This is a genomic window from Priestia sp. KCTC 13724 (assembly GCF_056820425.1).
In genome coordinates, this window is the sequence record NZ_JBXDLD010000022.1 from 1 (window position 1) to 16,627 (window position 16,627).

A 16,627-nucleotide genomic window follows, 5' to 3' on the forward strand; every position below is an offset into this window, starting at 1 on the left:
CACTTTTTTGAAAAACTACGTCACATTCCAAGGGATAAGTCTGTCTAATTTTGGATAATCAACACTCGTGAAATGTAATATGTTGATTAAGCTTATTTTGATAGTGATACATTTCATTATGAAAGCTTCGAAATTGACTCTCCAGCAGTTCTTTTAACGCTTCTGAAAGCGGAGACTCCTCTTCAGACAATATGCTGTCTTCTGACTTATGTAAGGGATTTGACAGGTGTTTATAAAATGTTTTGTTTGTATAGTAGCGATAGCATAAATAAGTGATGTAGATAACGGTGCTGATTAAAATAGCATAAAGAACAGTAAAAATGTCTCGAAAACCATCTAACGCAAAAATCGTACATACTAAACCCAATTGGATAAGATAAAAAAATGTAAGAGGAAGATGTTCTTTAAAAAACAGCTTCATGCTTTATTTTCCTCTTGAATCCGCAGCATATAGCCTGTACCTCTAATTGTTTCAATCGCTTTTTCGATACCAACATCCCCTAGTTTTTTACGCGTACGCGTCATGTAGACATTTAGAGTATTATCATCAACAAAAAGCTGGTCGTCCCAAATTTTTTCGAGTAATCGATCTCTGCTAACAACTCTTTCTGCTTTATCTAACAATGTTTCAATGAGCTTGCTTTCTGTTTGGCTAAGCTCAACTTCTTTGCTTTGGTAGCGTAATAGTAACCTTTCAGGATATAAAGTTAAGCCGGCGTGCTCTACAATTCGCTCCTGGTTAGTAGGTGCATAGGACCCGTATGCGCGTCGTAGTTGGCTATTTACCTTGGCAATCGCGACGTCGTAGTCAAAAGGCTTGGTTAAATAATCATCTGCTCCACTTTCTAACGCCATCACTTGGTCCATTTTTCCATCGCGTGCTGAGATGAAAATGATAGGGCAAGTGGAAAGAGTACGGATTTGTCTGCACCAATAAAAGCCATCATATTTTGGTAAATTCACATCCAATAAGACAAGGTTAGGGTGGTGCTTTTGAAAATCATCAAGTACATCTGTAAATGACGTAACGATATGTACGAGTAAATTATATTTTTCAAGATGTTCTTTTAATAAAGAAGCAATTTTTTGATCATCTTCTACAATTAAGACGGTAAACATGGTTAGGACTCTCCTCTATAGATAAAAATCAATATATTGTTCTTTATAGTTTATCAAAAAGAAAGGGGAGATTGAAATGGATTTTAGAAAAAAATGTAATTTATGAAATTGCTCGCCAAAAAAGTAAAGTTTAAATTAGCTAAACTTAATTATGATGAAATTCAGAAAAAAACATTTACATATATACATTAAACCAGTATAAAATTATGAATATAAAATGATAATGCTTACAATTATTGTATAAAAATAATATTTAATGAATATTAATTATTTTGTTTTAAATGTTATAAAATGGATTTCTTCTTTATGTGTTTAGTATTACTATACAATTTGTTAGTTGTTATTGGTATGAGGTGCTATTTTAAGTTGGAATGTCATTTGGTAAAGAGTAGTTTAGTTTATAACGAACATAAATACGAATATAAAATATACATAAAATGTGATAAAATGTGACATGAAAATAAAAAAAACGACAGTGTTTTGAATTTTTTTTGTATATTATCTTGACAAAGTGATAGGAAATGAATTTTAATAAAGAAGTAAGTTATTGCAGTTTAAAACTATTACATCAAAATAACAGTTGCTTAATTTCAGATTGAAAGAAAGCGGGGGACCCAAATTTGTGCAGACAAGCACTAGGGGTGAATCTTAACTTAATAGTTAAGTAGGGTAACTCACATACCCGAATCCGACAGCTAACCTCGTCAGCATTTTGTGGGAGAGTACATGGAAGGTTTGAAAACCAGAGAGGGCTCTCATGGTTTTTTTTGTACACTTTTTTCGATGATTTTAAAAAAAGCAGCTGGAGCTCGTTCTATTCTGAAAATTTCAAAAATAATATAAATTAAAAGTAGTTATTCTTTTTGTAATATTCAACTTGTTAATCTTGGTAGTTATTAAATTAATAATATAATTTGTTTATATGAGGGGGTCCATCAATGAAACTATCAACAAAGATTATCATTGCACTAATTATTGGTGCTGTTGTAGGTGTCTTGTTAAATACGTTTTCACCAGGGACGTTTACAACACTAGATAAATATTTATTTACGCCGCTTGGGCAAATCTTTTTAAATCTTATTAAGATGCTTGTTGTACCGATTGTCTTTTTCTCAATTGTACTTGGCGTTGCAGGTTTGGGAGATCCGAAGAAACTTGGCCGCATCGGCGGTAAAACAATTGGTTACTTTTTAATTACGACAACAATTGCTATTACAATTGCTATTATCTTAGCATTTATTATTAAGCCAGGCACAGTTGGAACATTCGACACAGCAAATGCTTCCTTTGAAGCACAAGAAGCACCTCCTGTAGGTGAAACATTACTAAACATGATTCCTACTAACCCAGTTCTAGCAATGACTGAAGGAAACATGCTTCAAATTATCGTATTCTCAATCTTTATTGGATTTGGAATTACGATGTTAGGTAATAAAGCAAAAGGACTATATAACATTATCGATCAAGGTAATGAGCTTATGATGTACCTTGTAAACTTAGTGATGAAGTTTGCTCCATACGGTACATTTGGTTTAATCGCAACTGCGGTTGGTAGCCAAGGATGGGGAGCGATTAAAGCAATGGGGCTTTACATGTCAGTAGTTGTGCTTGCGCTATTTGTTCACGCTATCTTAACGTACGGTGGATCTATAGCGCTGTTAGCAAAGCGCAACCCAATTGAGTTCTTTAAAGGCTTTGCACCAGCTATGACTGTTGGTTTTAGTACATCAAGCAGTAATGCGACGTTGCCAATTGCAATGAACGTAGCTCAGAAAAATCTTCGTGTACCGGAATCCATCAGTAGTTTTGTTCAGCCATTAGGTGCAACAATTAACATGGATGGAACAGCAATTATGCAAGGGGTAGCAACTGTTTTCATCGCTCAGGTGTACGGAGTAGATTTATCATTCAGTGCACTAATTACAGTTGTTGTAACAGCAGTTCTTGCAAGTATTGGAACAGCGGGTGTTCCAGGTGTTGGACTTATCATGTTAGCGATGGTACTTTCAGCAGTTGGCTTACCAGTAGAAGGTATCGCATTAATCATCGGTATTGACCGCTTGCTTGATATGATTCGTACATCGGTTAACATTACAGGGGATGCTGCGTGTGCAGTAATTGTTGCCGAGTCTGAAGCAAGAAGAGCTGAAAAAGCAGGAGCTTAATGTAATGCATTAACCAGTAGGGGATGACTGGAGAATGACAAACAAAGGATTTCTGATACGATAAAAAGGCTCACTCTTTACGTTTAAACGTAAGGAGTGAGCCTTTTTCTGTTTTAGTGAAAACAATCCTTTTTACTTAGCAAAAACAGTGTCCATATGGCATAGAATCTAATAGAAGTCTGCTGACAAGGAGGAATCGCGATGAATGATAAGTCTTTATCGAACTTGATCAAACCACTGTTAAACGCTTGGTATCCTACGATTTCTCACGGAACGGGAGTTTATTTGTATGACGTGGAAGGCAAAAAATATTTAGATGGATCATCTGGTGCCGTGACAGCAAACGTTGGACATGGTGTTCAAGAGATTATTGATAAAATGAATGACCAAGCAAAAAAAGTTGCGTTTGTCTATCGCTCTCAGTTTACAAGTGAACCTGCTGAAAGCTTAGCAGCACGGCTCTGTGAACTGAGCAATCATCATTTTCAGTTTGTGTTTTTTGTTAATAGCGGGACAGAAGCAACAGAAACCGCAATGAAAATGGCTATTCAGCATTGGCAGGAAAAAGGGAAGCCTCAAAAAATAAAAGTGTTATCAAGATGGATGAGTTATCACGGCATTACGATTGGTGCTTTGTCCATGTCAGGGCATGCGGGTAGAAGAAAAAGATTTGTACCTTTACTAGAAGAATACCCTTCTGTTTCACCACCTTATTGCTATCGATGTCCATTTGAAAAAACGTATCCATCCTGTGATTTAGCGTGTGCAAACGAACTCGAAAGAGTCATTAAGCGTACAGGAAGCGAGCAAATTGCTGCTTTTATTACGGAGCCTATCATTGGAGCAGCTGGAGCAGCTATAACGCCACCTGATGGATATTACGAGCGAATTCGAGAGATTTGCGATAAATATGATGTTTTATGGATTGTAGATGAAGTGATGACGGGGATGGGGCGTACAGGAAAGGTCTTTGCTTATGAACATTGGAAAGCCAAGCCGGATCTTTTGACTCTTGGTAAAGGTTTAAGTGCTGGATATACTCCAATTGCAGCAACAGTTGCTACTAAAAGCGTACTAGCGCCCGTATTAAATGGATCTAATCTCATTATGAGTGGGCATACATTAAGTGCAAATCCGCTTTCTTCAGCCGTTGCGTTGGCCGTGCTGGATTATATACAGAATCATTCTTTAATAGAAGCAGTGGAGAGTAAGGGAGCATATTTATATGCGAAGCTTAAGAGCTTGCAACAGCAAGTAAACATTATCGGAGATATACGAGGGAAAGGGTTATTGCTAGGATTAGAGCTTGTTCAAAACCTGAATTCTAAAGCTTCATTTCCTTCATCGTTTGAATTAACGTCTAGGGTTATTCAAAAAGCTCAAGATAAAGGCCTTTTATTATACCCATCTCAAGCTGGAGAAGATGGAGTAGAAGGAGACGGAATTATTATTTCACCTCCATATACTATTACGTCACACGAAATTGATGAGCTGGTGGGATTATTAACTGTGACGATGGTTGAGATTGAAAAAGAACTGGGGGGAGAGGAAGAGAAAAATAAATAATCTTCAAAATAGGTTTCATAAAATGATTAAAAGCACAGATGTTATGAGCTATGTTCAAAACGATATGACAATCATGTTTGGAGGGTTTGGAGGGGTAGGTACAGCTCCTACTGTAATTGAAGAAATTTTAAAAAGTGATGTTAACGGGTTAACGCTTATTTGTAATGATGCAGGTTTCCCAACCATTGGTGTAGGAAAGCTTGTATGTGAACAGCGAATTAAAAAGCTCATTGCTTCGCACATTGGTTCGAATCCGGTTGCTGGTAAACAGATGAACGATGGAATACTAGAAGTAGAATTTTCTCCTCAAGGAACGCTTGTTGAGAGAATTCGAGCAGCCGGAGTGGGCATCGGTGGGGTATTAATTGATGTGGGGATTGAAACTGACGTAATTTGTGTGGGAAAGCAAATGATCACTCTATCAGGCAAAACGTTTTTAGTTGAGACGCCGTTAGAAGCAGATGTATCGATTGTTTACGCTAAGACAGCAGATGAATTTGGAAACTTGCTGTATGATAAAAGCGCTCGTAATACGAATCCGCTTGTAGCTATGGCTGGAAAAGTAACGATTGCTGAAGTAGAAGAAATTGTCCCATTAGGTGAACTTAATCCTGATTCAATTATGACTCCAGGTGTATTTGTAAACTATATTGTACAGTCAAAAGGGGTGAATTGGAAATGGGTTTGGGAATAGATAATCGTCATCGAATTGCTAAGAGAGCTGCTCAGGAAATTGAAAATGGAATGATTGTAAATCTAGGTATTGGAATTCCATCGCTTATTCCAAACTATGTTCCTTCGGCGATAGCGGTTATGTTTCATGCGGAAAATGGAATTGTTGGAATCGGTCCTTCTCCATTGGAAGGTCAAGAAGATGAAAATGCTTGCAATGCAGCGGGTTATCCTATTACTACGCTTTCAGGTTCTTCCTATTGTGATAGTGCAATTGCTTTTGGAATGATTCGAAAAGGATACGTTGATATGACTATTCTAGGAGCGTTAGAAGTCAGTGAACAAGGGGATTTGGCAAATTGGATTGTACCAGGAAAGCGAGTACCTGGTATGGGAGGAGCGATGGAATTAGCGCAAAAGGTTAAGAAAGTTGTTGTGCTAATGAATCATACCAATAAAAATGGTGAACCAAAGCTTGTGAAAACGTGCTCTTTACCTCTTACTGCTAAGCGCTGCGTGGATTTAATCATTACGGACCGAGCTGTCTTAAAAATAGAGAAAAATCACTTGCTTTTAATAGAAGTAATGTCTCCTTATACTGTGGAAGATGTGCTGCAAGCAACTGATGCAACAGTAGAGCTGAGCGATAGCATCAAAATAATTCCCTAAGGAGGTTGAGATATGACAAATTGGCAAGGGGAAATTCAGAGCTGGTTGACGGAACATAAATATGAAATAGTTCGGTTGTTGCAACGTTTTGTACAGGAAGCAAGCGTCCAAAGAGATGAAAAATATGTTCAGGCGATTGTGATTGAAAAGCTAAGACAGCTTCAGTTAACCATTGACATATGGGAACCGGATATTAAAGAACTGCGTAAAAATGAAGCATTTGTCTCTACTCGAACTAACTTTCAAGATAGTCCTAATGTAGTAGGTACCTTAAAAGGAAGAGGAGGAGGGAAATCTATTCTATTAAACGGTCATATTGACGTGGTACCAGCAGGAGATTTAGCACACTGGAGAGACGAACCGTATAGTGGAATGGTAAGAGACGGTAACGTATATGGACGAGGAAGTACAGATATGAAAGGAGGAAATGTAGCTCTTCTTTTTGCTATTCAAGCGTTACAAGAGCTCGGTATTTTATTAAAAGGTGACGTTATCTTTCAAAGTGTAATTGAAGAAGAAAGTGGAGGAGCGGGTACGCTTGCCTGTGTGTTAAGGGGGTATAAAGCAGATGGAGCAATAATTCCTGAGCCTACAAGCATGAAAATCTTCTCTAAGCAACAAGGTTCGATGTGGTTTCGTTTAACCATACATGGTCGATCTGCTCACGGAGGTACAAGATATGAAGGAGTGAGTGCAATTGAGAAAGCAATGCTTCTTATTGAGCATCTCCAGCAGCTAGAGAAAAATCGCAATGCTCGCATTGTTGATCCGTTGTACAAAAATACGCCCATCCCTGTGCCAATTAACATAGGCACGATAAAAGGCGGATCGTGGCCGTCTTCAGTTGCAGATGAGGTGATAATTGAAGGGAGAATTGGGGTAGCACCTCATGAAAAGATGAAGGATGTGAAGGAAGAAGTAGAAGAATGGTTGAAAAAAATTAGCGTGCAAGATTCTTGGTTTGATTTTCACCCTGTGGATTTAGAGTGGTTTGGAGCGCATTGGCTGCCAAATGAGTTAGATACACAGCACCCCCTTATTTCATCTCTCTCTCAAAGCTATGAGCGAGCAATGGGTGACCCTCCTACTATTGAAGCGTCACCTTGGGGAACGGATGGAGGGATTTTATCTCAGGTTGGTAAGATTCCAACAGTTGTTTTTGGTCCAGGAGTTACGGAAGTTGCTCACTTTCCAAACGAATATATTTCTATTGAATCTGTTATAAAAGCCACTGAAATTATTGCTCTTACTATTATTGATTGGTGTGAAATTGCCGACTGATAAAGGAGGGGAAGCAATTTGATTGAAGTGAATAGACGGGACTTCAGCGCGCTGTGCATACAAGACTCTTTTAATAAAAGACTTCGAATTGAGGATTACCGAGGGAATATTTCTAGCATGATTTACTATATAAAGAGAGAGCTGGATAAGCACCAGTTAGAAAAGGTAATTATAAAGTCTCGCTACGAACAAGTTCAAAGCTGGTTGCAACATGGGTACCGTTTGGAAGCCACCATTCCATCTTATTTTAATGGAAGCACTGCTTACTTAATGACTTTTTATGAAAGCCAAGAGCGACAAGTGCACAATCATTATGCAAAAGAAAATAATCTACTTCAAAAAGTCCAGTTATTACCGCTAAAGTGCCCAGAAACATTGTTGTCACCTTACAAATTAAGGAAAGCTATAAAGAGTGACGCCAAACAGCTAGTAACATTATATAAAACGGTATTTACTATTTATCCATCTCCCTTACATGATCTAGTCTACGTTCAAAGCATGTTGGAAGACGGAACACCTTTCTTTATTGTTGAATATGAAGAAAAAATTGTAAGCGCAGCTGCTGCAGAAATTAATACGCTTTATAATAATGCAGAATTAACAGATTGTGCCACCCTTCCATCTCATCGCTCGCTTGGCTTAATGAAGCATTTGATGGTTGAAATAGAGAGAGAATTGAAAAAGAAGTATGTTTATTGTGTATATACAATAGCTAGAGCGCTTTCATTTGGGGTGAACGCAGCTTTTCATCAGCTTGGCTATGCATACAGTGGGAGACTTATTAACAATTGTTTGATTTCCACGGCGCTAGAAAATATGAATGTATGGTCAAAGGATTTATCAACCTTAACAAGTGAGTCTTAGGATAAGAAAGTCACATAAAATATAACCATTTACTAGGCGTTCACATATAAAGTAGTAGCACAGTCTAAATTGTAATTAAGGGAGGAGTTTTTGTGTTACATGACTTATATAAGCCGTCACGTCATTGGAAAGACATCGAACTTTGGAAAGATGTACCGGAAGAGAAGTGGAACGATTGGATTTGGCAATTAACCAATACGATTCGAACGCTTGAGGATTTAAAAAAGGTCATTCATTTAACACCCGAAGAAGAAGAGGGTGTTCGAATTGCAACCAAAACGATTCCATTAAATATTACACCTTACTACGCTTGGCTAATGAACCCAGATGACCCGCGATGTCCAATCCGCATGCAGTCTGTGCCAATTGGCCAAGAAATGCATAAAACGAGATATGATTTAGAAGATCCTTTAGAAGAAGATGAAGATTCACCTGTACCTGGGCTTACACATCGTTATCCGGACCGAGTTTTATTTCTTGTTACTAATCAGTGCTCGATGTACTGTCGTTATTGTACTCGAAGACGATTCTCAGGACAAATTGGAATGGGTGTTCCTAAAAAACAACTGGATATGGCAATTGAATATATTGCTCAAACAAAAGAAGTGCGAGATGTTCTAATATCTGGTGGGGATGGATTGCTAATTAATGATCAAATTTTGGAATATATCTTAAAAAATTTACGCGCTATTCCCCATGTTGAAATCATTCGTATTGGCACAAGGGCACCGGTTGTTTTTCCGCAACGTATTACAGAAAATTTATGCTCCATTTTAAAAAAGTACCATCCAGTCTGGCTCAATACTCACTTTAATACATCAATTGAAATTACAGAAGAAACGAAAAAAGCATGTGAAATGCTTGTAGATGCTGGAGTGCCTGTGGGCAACCAAGCAGTTATCTTATCTGGCATTAACGATAGCGTACCAATTATGAAGAAGTTAATGCATGATTTAGTGAAAATCCGTGTCAGGCCTTATTATATTTATCAATGCGATTTATCAGAAGGAATCGGTCACTTTAGAGCACCTGTATCAAAAGGCCTTGAAATTATTGAAGGGCTAAGAGGACATACGTCTGGCTATGCTGTACCTACCTTTGTAGTAGATGCTCCTGGTGGAGGCGGTAAGATTGCTATTCAACCAAACTATTTAATTAGTCAAAGTGCTGGTAAGGTTGTACTTCGAAATTTTGAAGGGGTCATTACGACTTATCCAGAACCGGAAAACTATGTCCCTAACCGAGCGGATGACTATTTTTATTCAATTTATCCAGACGCGAAGCAAAAGGAATCTTCCATTGGAGTAGCAGGGTTGATGAATGAAACAAACTCAACGCTTATTCCAGAAGGTTTAGGGAGAGTAAACAGGCGTAAGTCGTATGAAGCAGATACAGCACATGCGACCCTAAAAAATAAGCGTGAAAAGCGCGACGAGTTAAAGGAGAAAAAGTTTCAAGCGCAAGCACAAAAAGAAAAAGATTCCACTTCATCTTGAGGAGGCAAATACAATGATGGTAGAATGCGCATGGTGCGGCGAAAGCGCTGGAGAAAAAAGCGTTCATACCGCTTTTTGGGAACTTCCAGATGGAACAAGAGGAATTGAAATCACAGATGTACCTTGTATTAAATGTTCTGCCTGTGGAATGTATTATCAAGAAGAAGAAGTGATTGAAGAAATAGAAACACAGCTGCTGCTTGTAGATACAAAACTGTTGCCAAAGGTTATTTCCTATAAAGAGTTACTAGCAACACCGCGTTTGTTAAAGCGTAATTACTTTAAATTTTAATAAAGAGTTTGGGACATAACAAAATGATTGCTTCTAAGAGACGAACACTAGCTGTTTCCATCTCTTTAGTTTGTCTCAATACGTTCGTTCCATTGCGCTACGGCCACTCGCTTTCCGCGGGGAGGAACCTGAGCTTCCTCGCTGCGCTGCGGGATCTCAGTTTTCCCTCTCTTTCCCGCAGGAGTCGAGTGTCCTACGCTCCATTCCACCATGTTTCCAACATTGTTTTCACAATCAACAAAAAACCTGAACGATTAAAAGTTATGAACTCTCAATCGTTCAGGTATAGTAGAGGCTGAACTACTTATGTCTCAGTCTCTTTATTTTTTATTAGCTTTGTATGTGTACTTGCTGTTCTCGAAATATTTGATACGCATTGGTTAATTTATCAATAATGGGACGTGTTGATGACAAATGCTGCTCATCAATACGTGCGATCGGTAAAATACCAATGGATGTACTCGTGACAAACGCTTCATCAGCTTGTTTAATAAAATCAATTGTCATATGCTGTTCTCGTACTTGAATGCCTTCTTCTTTTGCGCAAGCAAGGACATTGGTTCGAGTAATGCCACATAAAATTTGTTTTGTGGCTGGAGTTGTATATAAAATTTGATCCTTGATGACGAAAACATTGCTGCTAGAACCTTCCGTTATGTATCCGTCTTTTACAAGGATGGCTTCTTTGCATCCTTTAGAGGCAGCTGCTTGCTTTGCAAGGATATTTGGAAGTAAGTTTAATGATTTAATGTAGCAGTTTGCCCAGCGCTCATCTTCTAAAAGTAAAGTGGAAATACCTTTTTCGTAAGCCTCATCAGGCATTTGACGCGGGTGTCTAATCGTCATAGATAGCTCTGCTTTGGTATCTGGAAATAAATGATTACGAGGAGAAATTCCACGCGTTACCTGCATGTAAATATCTGCTTCTTCCAACGTAGACTTTTGTATTCCTTCTTCAATTATTTTCTCCAAATCAGTTCTGCTAAACGGCAGCTCAATTAATAACGCTTTTGCGCTTCGCTCAAGACGATCTAAATGTTGAGAAAGTGCTAGAGGTGTTCCCTTGTATACGCGAATGAATTCATATACACCATCGCCAAATTGATGTCCGCGTTCATCAATAGGAATTACTTTTTCGTTAATATCTCGAAATTGTCCATCATAGTAACCGAGTTCCATTTCTATACACTCCTTCTTTCTCTTATAGTGAAACGTTACCACAAAATTCAGTAAAATGAAATTAGAAAGTATTTGAGTCATATAGACAAAAATCTCACCTCTTGCTAGAAGGTGAGATTTTTTCTTGTTTATGGGAACGTTCGTTTAATGGCTAATGAGAATTTTTCAATTGCCTTCTTTGGCGTAATGAACTGAATGAATAGTTTCGTACCAGTAATGATCCAATCAACAATACGACTACCTAATAGAAGCGTTACTAAAATAGACATGGCTGTTAAAACCATAATGCTCCAAAAGCTAGCATCTAAACTTTTGGCAAATTCGGTAGTGAAAAACCACTTTAAAATAAATCCATGTAAAAGGTAGACATAAAGCGAACGCTGTCCGATGCTAGTTAAAGCAAAAGGACGGGTTGGAATTAAGGCCATAAATGCAAAAGATACAATAAACGCAATGCCATAGTGAGACAAGCGCATTAAAAATTCGCCTACGCTATTGTATGTGTTTGTACCATAAAGCATGTCCGTATAAATGGTTTCATTTAAAAAGTAATAACTTGCTGCTAGTGTTACAACTAAGATAGTGGAAGCAATGACTCGATTTTTAGCTGTTAAAAGATTTTTAAATGGTTCTTCTCTCTGTGACAAGTAATACCCCATCAAAAAGAATGGGAAGAACACAAACATGCGACTAATACTTAGTATTTTTTCAAATCCATCAATGTTAACAAAACCAATTCCAACACCTAGTAGAATAGAAGCTGTCATGCTAATCCACATTGGGAACTTTGCGAAAAATGGCAGCATTAATTTCCAAAAGATTAAGCTAAGTAAGAACCACATTGCCCATCGCGGTACTAAATACTGTAGTGTGTACGTTTCATTCGTATAAAGGGCACTATAGTAAAAAGTGTAGATGGTTTGAAATGCTAAGTAAGGGATAGCCACTTTGGTAAAGATTTTTTTGTAATATCCTTTTTTATGAAAGTTTTTTGAAAAATAACCAGCTAGTAAGATAAATACTGGCATGTGGAAAATAAAGATAAAGTGATAAATGGATAACATACCTTCGCTATCTGTACGATAAGGTGAAATCATATGTCCAAATACAACTAAAAAAATTAATACAAATTTAGCGTTATCAAAATAAGCATTTCGTGTACTCATAGTATTCATCTTTCCTTATTCTTTGCTGATTTAAACGTGCTTCAGCAATTTTTTATTGTGCTTTCAGTAGCAAATTAAATCATGAAAGTGAAAAATTTGCAATTTATATTTTTACTATAAAAACTGTCGAAACAGCATTTTTGTTACATTTGTGCATCGTTTTTGTCACATTCACTTAAAGTGAAAAACAAAATGCTTGATATGACAACTTGTCTTCTTTACTATACAATGCAACTAGAACATAAATCTGTAACCATAATGTAATGTTTCTCATGTGTCTAGGTCAGAATTCGACGTCATTCACAAGAGACTGTTTAAATGGTAGTCTTATAGCAAATAAAACGTGAGTAAACAACGCATAAAATACAGGGGGAACAACGTATGAAGTCATTTTATCACTACATGATGAAATTTAGGTTAAATCCAAAAAATGATCTAATAGGACAGTTAGCACGATTTGTGTATGAAGACCATAGCTTTCCTAAAACGGCAGATGATTACAATGAGATCAGCTCCTATCTCGAATTAAACGGTGATTATACGATGAGCATGTCTGTTTTTGATGAGGCATGGGAGCTATATGAAATGAATCAGTAAGGTGTTTAAAACAAAGGGCCTCTATACGCTGCGTATAGAGGCCCTTTGTTTTTTTGTGAAAATCAGCGTATTTCAGGCTTGATTGAGGTGATGTTATACTTCCCCTTTTACTATTTTTGCATATACTATTGTAACTTTTCAGTAGGTGTTAGTTTAACAAGGAGGTGCGACGATGGCAGGCAAGAAAAAGCCTAAATACCGCATTGGGGATACAATCGTTGTAACGATCTATGGGACCGTTGGCACCATTACAGATATAAAAGTGATGGATGGACTCTTTGTATATGAGATTAACCATAGTGAAGGTCTGTTTTTAGAAGACACAATTGAGTTATTAGAAGATTATGACGGACAGATCTTAGTACAAGAACGCGTTGAGTTGGAATATAAATATTTCTTTGGTGACATTGTTCAAGTGTTTAATTACGGAAAAGAATTGTTTAAAATCATTGGCATTCGCACAGAAATATGGCGATATAAAGAAGACGCATGGGAAGATATTGTGTATGAACTATCCCGTGTTACTGACGGAGAATGGCTTGAAGCTAGTGAAGAAGAGCTTATTCTCGTGACTCCTCATGAGGAAACAGAAAACTATGTACAAAATATCGATATGTTGTATTTAGGAAAAGAAATTAAAAAGACGGAGTTGCTACCGACGATGAAAAAACAAAATGGACATGGAAAAGAAGAGATGAAATTAACAAAAGAGAAGCATGAAATTATAAATGGTTTGTTAGATGTTTATAACGATTACAAAACATTGCATGAGATGTTTCAAGATGATGAGTATGTAGAAGTAATGAACTTAGTATTGAAACATTTACACAAGATTTCCAAATCAGAGCAAGATAAAGCGTAGCCCCATGTCTGTTATTATAAGCGTATGTTAGAAAGGGTAAGCTATACATAGAAAGAGACGTATAGCATTGAAAATTTTAGACATACTCTTGTACTTTTGCTCATAAAAGTATATAAAGTAAAGTTTGAGCTAGTAAGATTAGATATTTGCTAGTCCTTTGCTTTGCTATTTTGCGAGCTCATGAAGCTACGCTTGCCCGCTGAGACGGGGTGAGGAGTGATATTGTGAAAGAAATCGAAGTAGTTATTGATACAGAGGAAATCGCTGAGTTCTTTTACAATGAACTAATAAAGCGGGGGTACGCTCCAGCTGAGGAAGAGCTAGGAGAGTTGGCTGATATTACATTTGATTATTTGATTGATAAATGTATTATCGATGAGCAAGAAGAATAAAGAGAGATAATAACAATTTAATAGCGGTACTTTATGTAACGACGAGGCAGCTCGTCGTTTTTATATTAGAGTGGGCATATCCAGTTTTGCTAAGTATGAATAAGGTGAGGTCCCTACAAACCAATCAGACTGATTAAAAAATGTATGGACGCGGTTTCCCCAGCACATATCTAAAGGTAAAGTAGATGAAGGAGCCTTAAAATGGTTAAATTTTGAGTGTAGACTTGATGAATAGTCTTGTCTCGCTCCGGTATGCTTTACGCTATCTGCAAACGAATAAGTACCTGAATATAAATGACTATGAAGAAACAGAAGTGCATAAAGCAATTTCCCCGCAATAATTCGATTTTTAAGGGAAGAAAATTGTGAAATGTTTACTCCAACTAAAGCTAATTGGTTAGTACTTTCATAAGGAATTAACACCTGGGTCATACCGAGAAAGCTTTGTGCATAAAACTGCCATGTGTCCAGTACGTCTTCTTTTGTTTTTCCATCTTGAATGAGCTTGTTTTCAATATAATGCTGTTCATTCACAATTAAAGCAAGAGATAGTAAATGTTCTTTTTTCATAGGTTCATTTATGAATTCAGTCCAAATGGGATGCATAAATGCGGATACTCCTAAGGCGGTAAGTAAGTGAGACAGATTTTGCCCATTCTTTTGACTTTCTTCATATAACAGTAGTTGAGAAAAAGCATCTTGAAAGATTGCAGCGTTTGCGCGCTCTAAAAATAGAAAAAAAGCATGCTGTTGAACAGGAGAAAGAAGCTTTTTGGCGAAAGTAGTTTGCAAGTCGGTCATATAGTAGCCGCCATTTCTAGAAACGAGGTGAGCTAAAAACGTCCATTTTATTTCCGGGTAACGCTTATAAAATTCCAAATAAGCATGGGTTCGCGTAATGTTGTTTTTATTGTGCAAGCGAACGTTTTTCTTAATTCTTTGAACAAGCTTAGACTCTTTCTCATTTAGTTCAAAAGTGTTAGAAAAGGAAGATAAAATAGCTAAAGATTGCGTATTTAAGTGTGCTAAGTTGTTCGTTGTTTCAATAGTCATAGTCTTGTTGACCTTGAATGGAAGTGAATAAATCATAAAAGTTCTCCTTTTCGTTTTAAAGCAGCTAAACGGGGAATAAAGTTTTTGAAACCTTTATATTATTAGTACGTATAAAGGGTAATAAGTGTTAAGAAAAGAGGGAGTTATTATGATAAAAAAACTACTGAATTCAATATTAGGATCAAAAAAACATCATCGCTACAGCAGCAGCGATTACCACCGTCGCCGTCCACGACACTACAGCAGCAGTGACTACAAAAAAGGACGTCACTATGATAGTCGAAGTCATTCAAAGTATGGACATCATCATTATAAGCGTAAGAAAAAAAGCTTTTTCTCCAGCTTTTCTTCTAGCTGATTGACAAAATGAAGCACTTTTTTAAATCAATTCAACGATTTCTAATGGACCGCCATTTAAGACAAGGCGTATTAATTAAGAACCGTTATGAAATTGACCGTGTTTTAGGAATGGGGAGCTATGGTATTACATACCTGGCAAAGGATCAAAAGCTTGGAACACAAGTAGTAGTCAAGCAGCTGCGTAATACGAAACAAAAGCTTGACCAAGGCATGCGAGCTTTTCAATATGAAAAAAAGATATTAGCAAGAATAAATCATCCTCAAGTCCCTCAGCTACTGGATGTAGAGGAAAGTAGCGCTGGATTTTTCATTATAATGGACTATATTAACGGAAAGACGTTTGAAGACTTAATATTTGAACATCACTATAAATACAAAGAAGAAGATGTAGTTCAAATATTGCTACAAGTAATAGAAGTGATTGAATCTCTTCATAATGAAGGAATTGTCCACCGTGACCTGCGAATTCCAAACATTCTTAAGGTCGATGATGTTATTTACATCATTGATTTTGGTTTAGCACGTTTTATAGGAGATGATGAACAAGTCGAAGGCTTAGTAACAGAACAGCAGTATATGAGAAGAACAACTGTTCAAAGTGATGTATATGCTTTAGGGCATTTCGCGCTGTTTTTGCTGTACTCAAGCTATGAACCTAATTCAAGAAAAGAGAAGAGTTGGGAAGAAGAACTTTTGTTATCACCAGAGCTTACAGCAATCATTCGCAAAATGTTACAATCCGATGGCTATTATGAAGATATGATGCACCTCAAAGGGGATTTGCAGTTTATTGCTGATAAAAAGACGAAGGCTTTAAACTTTTAACATGCGTGTTGATTAACCAATAAAATCCAAAAAAAGCATACAAAAAAGGGCACCTATCTTGTAGAATGT

19 protein-coding genes and 1 riboswitch are annotated in these 16,627 nt (G+C 37.1%); of the genes, 13 read left to right on the top strand and 6 right to left on the bottom strand.

The window, feature by feature from the left end; genetic code table 11:
• Positions 1-58 precede the first annotated feature (58 nt).
• On the bottom strand, positions 59-421 hold the full coding sequence (locus tag AC1UFB_RS03975) for a hypothetical protein (protein WP_460546581.1): 363 nt from the start codon (positions 419-421) through the stop codon (positions 59-61).
• A complete protein-coding gene (locus AC1UFB_RS03980; protein WP_025910007.1) occupies positions 418-1,119 on the bottom strand; it encodes a response regulator transcription factor in 702 nt (233 codons plus the stop codon). The genes AC1UFB_RS03975 and AC1UFB_RS03980 overlap by 4 nt, the downstream gene beginning before the upstream one ends.
• Before the next feature lie 571 nt (positions 1,120-1,690).
• Positions 1,691-1,845: riboswitch (cyclic di-AMP (ydaO/yuaA leader) on the top strand.
• A gap of 212 nt (positions 1,846-2,057) precedes the next feature.
• On the opposite strand from AC1UFB_RS03980, the gene AC1UFB_RS03985 reads away from it, so the two are divergent.
• The 8 genes from AC1UFB_RS03985 to AC1UFB_RS04020 all read left to right on the top strand — a co-directional run bounded on the left by AC1UFB_RS03985 (position 2,058) and on the right by AC1UFB_RS04020 (position 10,124).
• Positions 2,058-3,284, top strand: a complete 1,227-nt coding sequence (locus AC1UFB_RS03985) for a dicarboxylate/amino acid:cation symporter (RefSeq protein WP_025910008.1) — start codon at positions 2,058-2,060, stop codon at positions 3,282-3,284.
• A gap of 201 nt (positions 3,285-3,485) precedes the next feature.
• Complete coding sequence (locus AC1UFB_RS03990; RefSeq protein ID WP_100347037.1) at positions 3,486-4,850, top strand: aspartate aminotransferase family protein; 1,365 nt, start codon at positions 3,486-3,488, stop codon at positions 4,848-4,850.
• A complete protein-coding gene (locus AC1UFB_RS03995; protein WP_198511920.1) occupies positions 4,843-5,544 on the top strand; it encodes a CoA transferase subunit A in 702 nt (233 codons plus the stop codon). Before AC1UFB_RS03990 ends, AC1UFB_RS03995 begins: the two co-directional genes overlap by 8 nt.
• Complete coding sequence (locus AC1UFB_RS04000) at positions 5,529-6,191, top strand: 3-oxoacid CoA-transferase subunit B (RefSeq protein ID WP_025910011.1); 663 nt, start codon at positions 5,529-5,531, stop codon at positions 6,189-6,191. Before AC1UFB_RS03995 ends, AC1UFB_RS04000 begins: the two co-directional genes overlap by 16 nt.
• A gap of 12 nt (positions 6,192-6,203) precedes the next feature.
• The gene (locus tag AC1UFB_RS04005) at positions 6,204-7,472 is read left to right on the top strand and encodes a peptidase (RefSeq protein ID WP_100347039.1); all 1,269 of its coding nucleotides are present in this window, start codon (positions 6,204-6,206) and stop codon (positions 7,470-7,472) included.
• Between the two features lie 27 nt (positions 7,473-7,499).
• Positions 7,500-8,336: a putative beta-lysine N-acetyltransferase gene (gene ablB / locus AC1UFB_RS04010; protein WP_240046458.1), complete on the top strand. Its 837-nt coding sequence runs from the start codon at positions 7,500-7,502 to the stop codon at positions 8,334-8,336.
• 92 nt (positions 8,337-8,428) lie between these two features.
• Positions 8,429-9,832, top strand: coding sequence for a lysine 2,3-aminomutase (gene kamA, locus AC1UFB_RS04015; RefSeq protein ID WP_100347041.1), 1,404 nt, complete (start codon positions 8,429-8,431; stop codon positions 9,830-9,832).
• Between the two features lie 16 nt (positions 9,833-9,848).
• Positions 9,849-10,124 (top strand): YokU family protein, encoded by a 276-nt coding sequence (locus AC1UFB_RS04020; protein WP_025910015.1) that lies wholly within the window; start codon positions 9,849-9,851, stop codon positions 10,122-10,124.
• 65 nt (positions 10,125-10,189) lie between these two features.
• Here AC1UFB_RS04020 and AC1UFB_RS04025 read toward each other — a convergent pair whose 3' ends face one another.
• From AC1UFB_RS04025 to AC1UFB_RS04035, 3 genes are all read right to left on the bottom strand, one after another.
• Positions 10,190-10,333 carry a hypothetical protein gene (locus AC1UFB_RS04025; protein ID WP_156413455.1) on the bottom strand — a complete coding sequence of 48 codons (144 nt, stop codon included), beginning with the start codon at positions 10,331-10,333 and terminating at the stop codon, positions 10,190-10,192.
• A gap of 121 nt (positions 10,334-10,454) precedes the next feature.
• Positions 10,455-11,303, bottom strand: coding sequence for a D-amino-acid transaminase (gene dat / locus AC1UFB_RS04030; protein ID WP_025910016.1), 849 nt, complete (start codon positions 11,301-11,303; stop codon positions 10,455-10,457).
• Between the two features lie 128 nt (positions 11,304-11,431).
• Positions 11,432-12,469 carry an acyltransferase family protein gene (locus AC1UFB_RS04035; RefSeq protein WP_100347042.1) on the bottom strand — a complete coding sequence of 346 codons (1,038 nt, stop codon included), beginning with the start codon at positions 12,467-12,469 and terminating at the stop codon, positions 11,432-11,434.
• Between the two features lie 381 nt (positions 12,470-12,850).
• Between AC1UFB_RS04035 and AC1UFB_RS04040 the strand changes: the two genes are divergently transcribed.
• The 3 genes from AC1UFB_RS04040 to AC1UFB_RS04050 all read left to right on the top strand — a co-directional run bounded on the left by AC1UFB_RS04040 (position 12,851) and on the right by AC1UFB_RS04050 (position 14,320).
• Entirely contained in the window at positions 12,851-13,066 is a 216-nt protein-coding gene (locus AC1UFB_RS04040; RefSeq protein ID WP_025910018.1) for a YozE family protein, read from the top strand.
• Between the two features lie 172 nt (positions 13,067-13,238).
• Positions 13,239-13,928 (top strand): hypothetical protein, encoded by a 690-nt coding sequence (locus AC1UFB_RS04045; protein WP_025911466.1) that lies wholly within the window; start codon positions 13,239-13,241, stop codon positions 13,926-13,928.
• A gap of 224 nt (positions 13,929-14,152) precedes the next feature.
• Positions 14,153-14,320, top strand: coding sequence for a YozD family protein (locus tag AC1UFB_RS04050; protein WP_064484042.1), 168 nt, complete (start codon positions 14,153-14,155; stop codon positions 14,318-14,320).
• Positions 14,321-14,380: 60 nt separating this feature from the next.
• On the opposite strand, the gene AC1UFB_RS04055 is transcribed toward AC1UFB_RS04050, so the two are convergent.
• Complete coding sequence (locus AC1UFB_RS04055; RefSeq protein WP_051567217.1) at positions 14,381-15,409, bottom strand: DUF2515 family protein; 1,029 nt, start codon at positions 15,407-15,409, stop codon at positions 14,381-14,383.
• Positions 15,410-15,521: 112 nt separating this feature from the next.
• Between AC1UFB_RS04055 and AC1UFB_RS04060 the strand changes: the two genes are divergently transcribed.
• Together AC1UFB_RS04060 and AC1UFB_RS04065 are read left to right on the top strand one after the other, a co-directional pair.
• A complete protein-coding gene (locus AC1UFB_RS04060; protein WP_076512741.1) occupies positions 15,522-15,731 on the top strand; it encodes a hypothetical protein in 210 nt (69 codons plus the stop codon).
• A gap of 8 nt (positions 15,732-15,739) precedes the next feature.
• A complete protein-coding gene (locus tag AC1UFB_RS04065; protein WP_100347043.1) occupies positions 15,740-16,558 on the top strand; it encodes a serine/threonine protein kinase in 819 nt (272 codons plus the stop codon).
• The last annotated feature ends 69 nt before the right edge of the window (positions 16,559-16,627 follow it).

Bases quoted from the DNA above. Each gene is read 5' to 3' on its own strand.
- AC1UFB_RS03975 (WP_460546581.1), bottom strand. From the start codon at position 421: ATGAAGCTGTTTTTTAAAGAACATCTTCCTCTTACATTTTTTTATCTT.
- AC1UFB_RS03980 (WP_025910007.1), bottom strand. From the start codon at position 1,119: ATGTTTACCGTCTTAATTGTAGAAGATGATCAAAAAATTGCTTCTTTA.
- AC1UFB_RS03985 (WP_025910008.1), top strand. From the start codon at position 2,058: ATGAAACTATCAACAAAGATTATCATTGCACTAATTATTGGTGCTGTT.
- AC1UFB_RS03990 (WP_100347037.1), top strand. From the start codon at position 3,486: ATGAATGATAAGTCTTTATCGAACTTGATCAAACCACTGTTAAACGCT.
- AC1UFB_RS04000 (WP_025910011.1), top strand. From the start codon at position 5,529: ATGGGTTTGGGAATAGATAATCGTCATCGAATTGCTAAGAGAGCTGCT.
- AC1UFB_RS04005 (WP_100347039.1), top strand. From the start codon at position 6,204: ATGACAAATTGGCAAGGGGAAATTCAGAGCTGGTTGACGGAACATAAA.
- AC1UFB_RS04020 (WP_025910015.1), top strand. From the start codon at position 9,849: ATGGTAGAATGCGCATGGTGCGGCGAAAGCGCTGGAGAAAAAAGCGTT.
- dat (WP_025910016.1), bottom strand. From the start codon at position 11,303: ATGGAACTCGGTTACTATGATGGACAATTTCGAGATATTAACGAAAAA.
- AC1UFB_RS04035 (WP_100347042.1), bottom strand. From the start codon at position 12,469: ATGAGTACACGAAATGCTTATTTTGATAACGCTAAATTTGTATTAATT.
- AC1UFB_RS04040 (WP_025910018.1), top strand. From the start codon at position 12,851: ATGAAGTCATTTTATCACTACATGATGAAATTTAGGTTAAATCCAAAA.
- AC1UFB_RS04045 (WP_025911466.1), top strand. From the start codon at position 13,239: ATGGCAGGCAAGAAAAAGCCTAAATACCGCATTGGGGATACAATCGTT.
- AC1UFB_RS04055 (WP_051567217.1), bottom strand. From the start codon at position 15,409: ATGATTTATTCACTTCCATTCAAGGTCAACAAGACTATGACTATTGAA.
- AC1UFB_RS04060 (WP_076512741.1), top strand. From the start codon at position 15,522: ATGATAAAAAAACTACTGAATTCAATATTAGGATCAAAAAAACATCAT.
- AC1UFB_RS04065 (WP_100347043.1), top strand. From the start codon at position 15,740: ATGAAGCACTTTTTTAAATCAATTCAACGATTTCTAATGGACCGCCAT.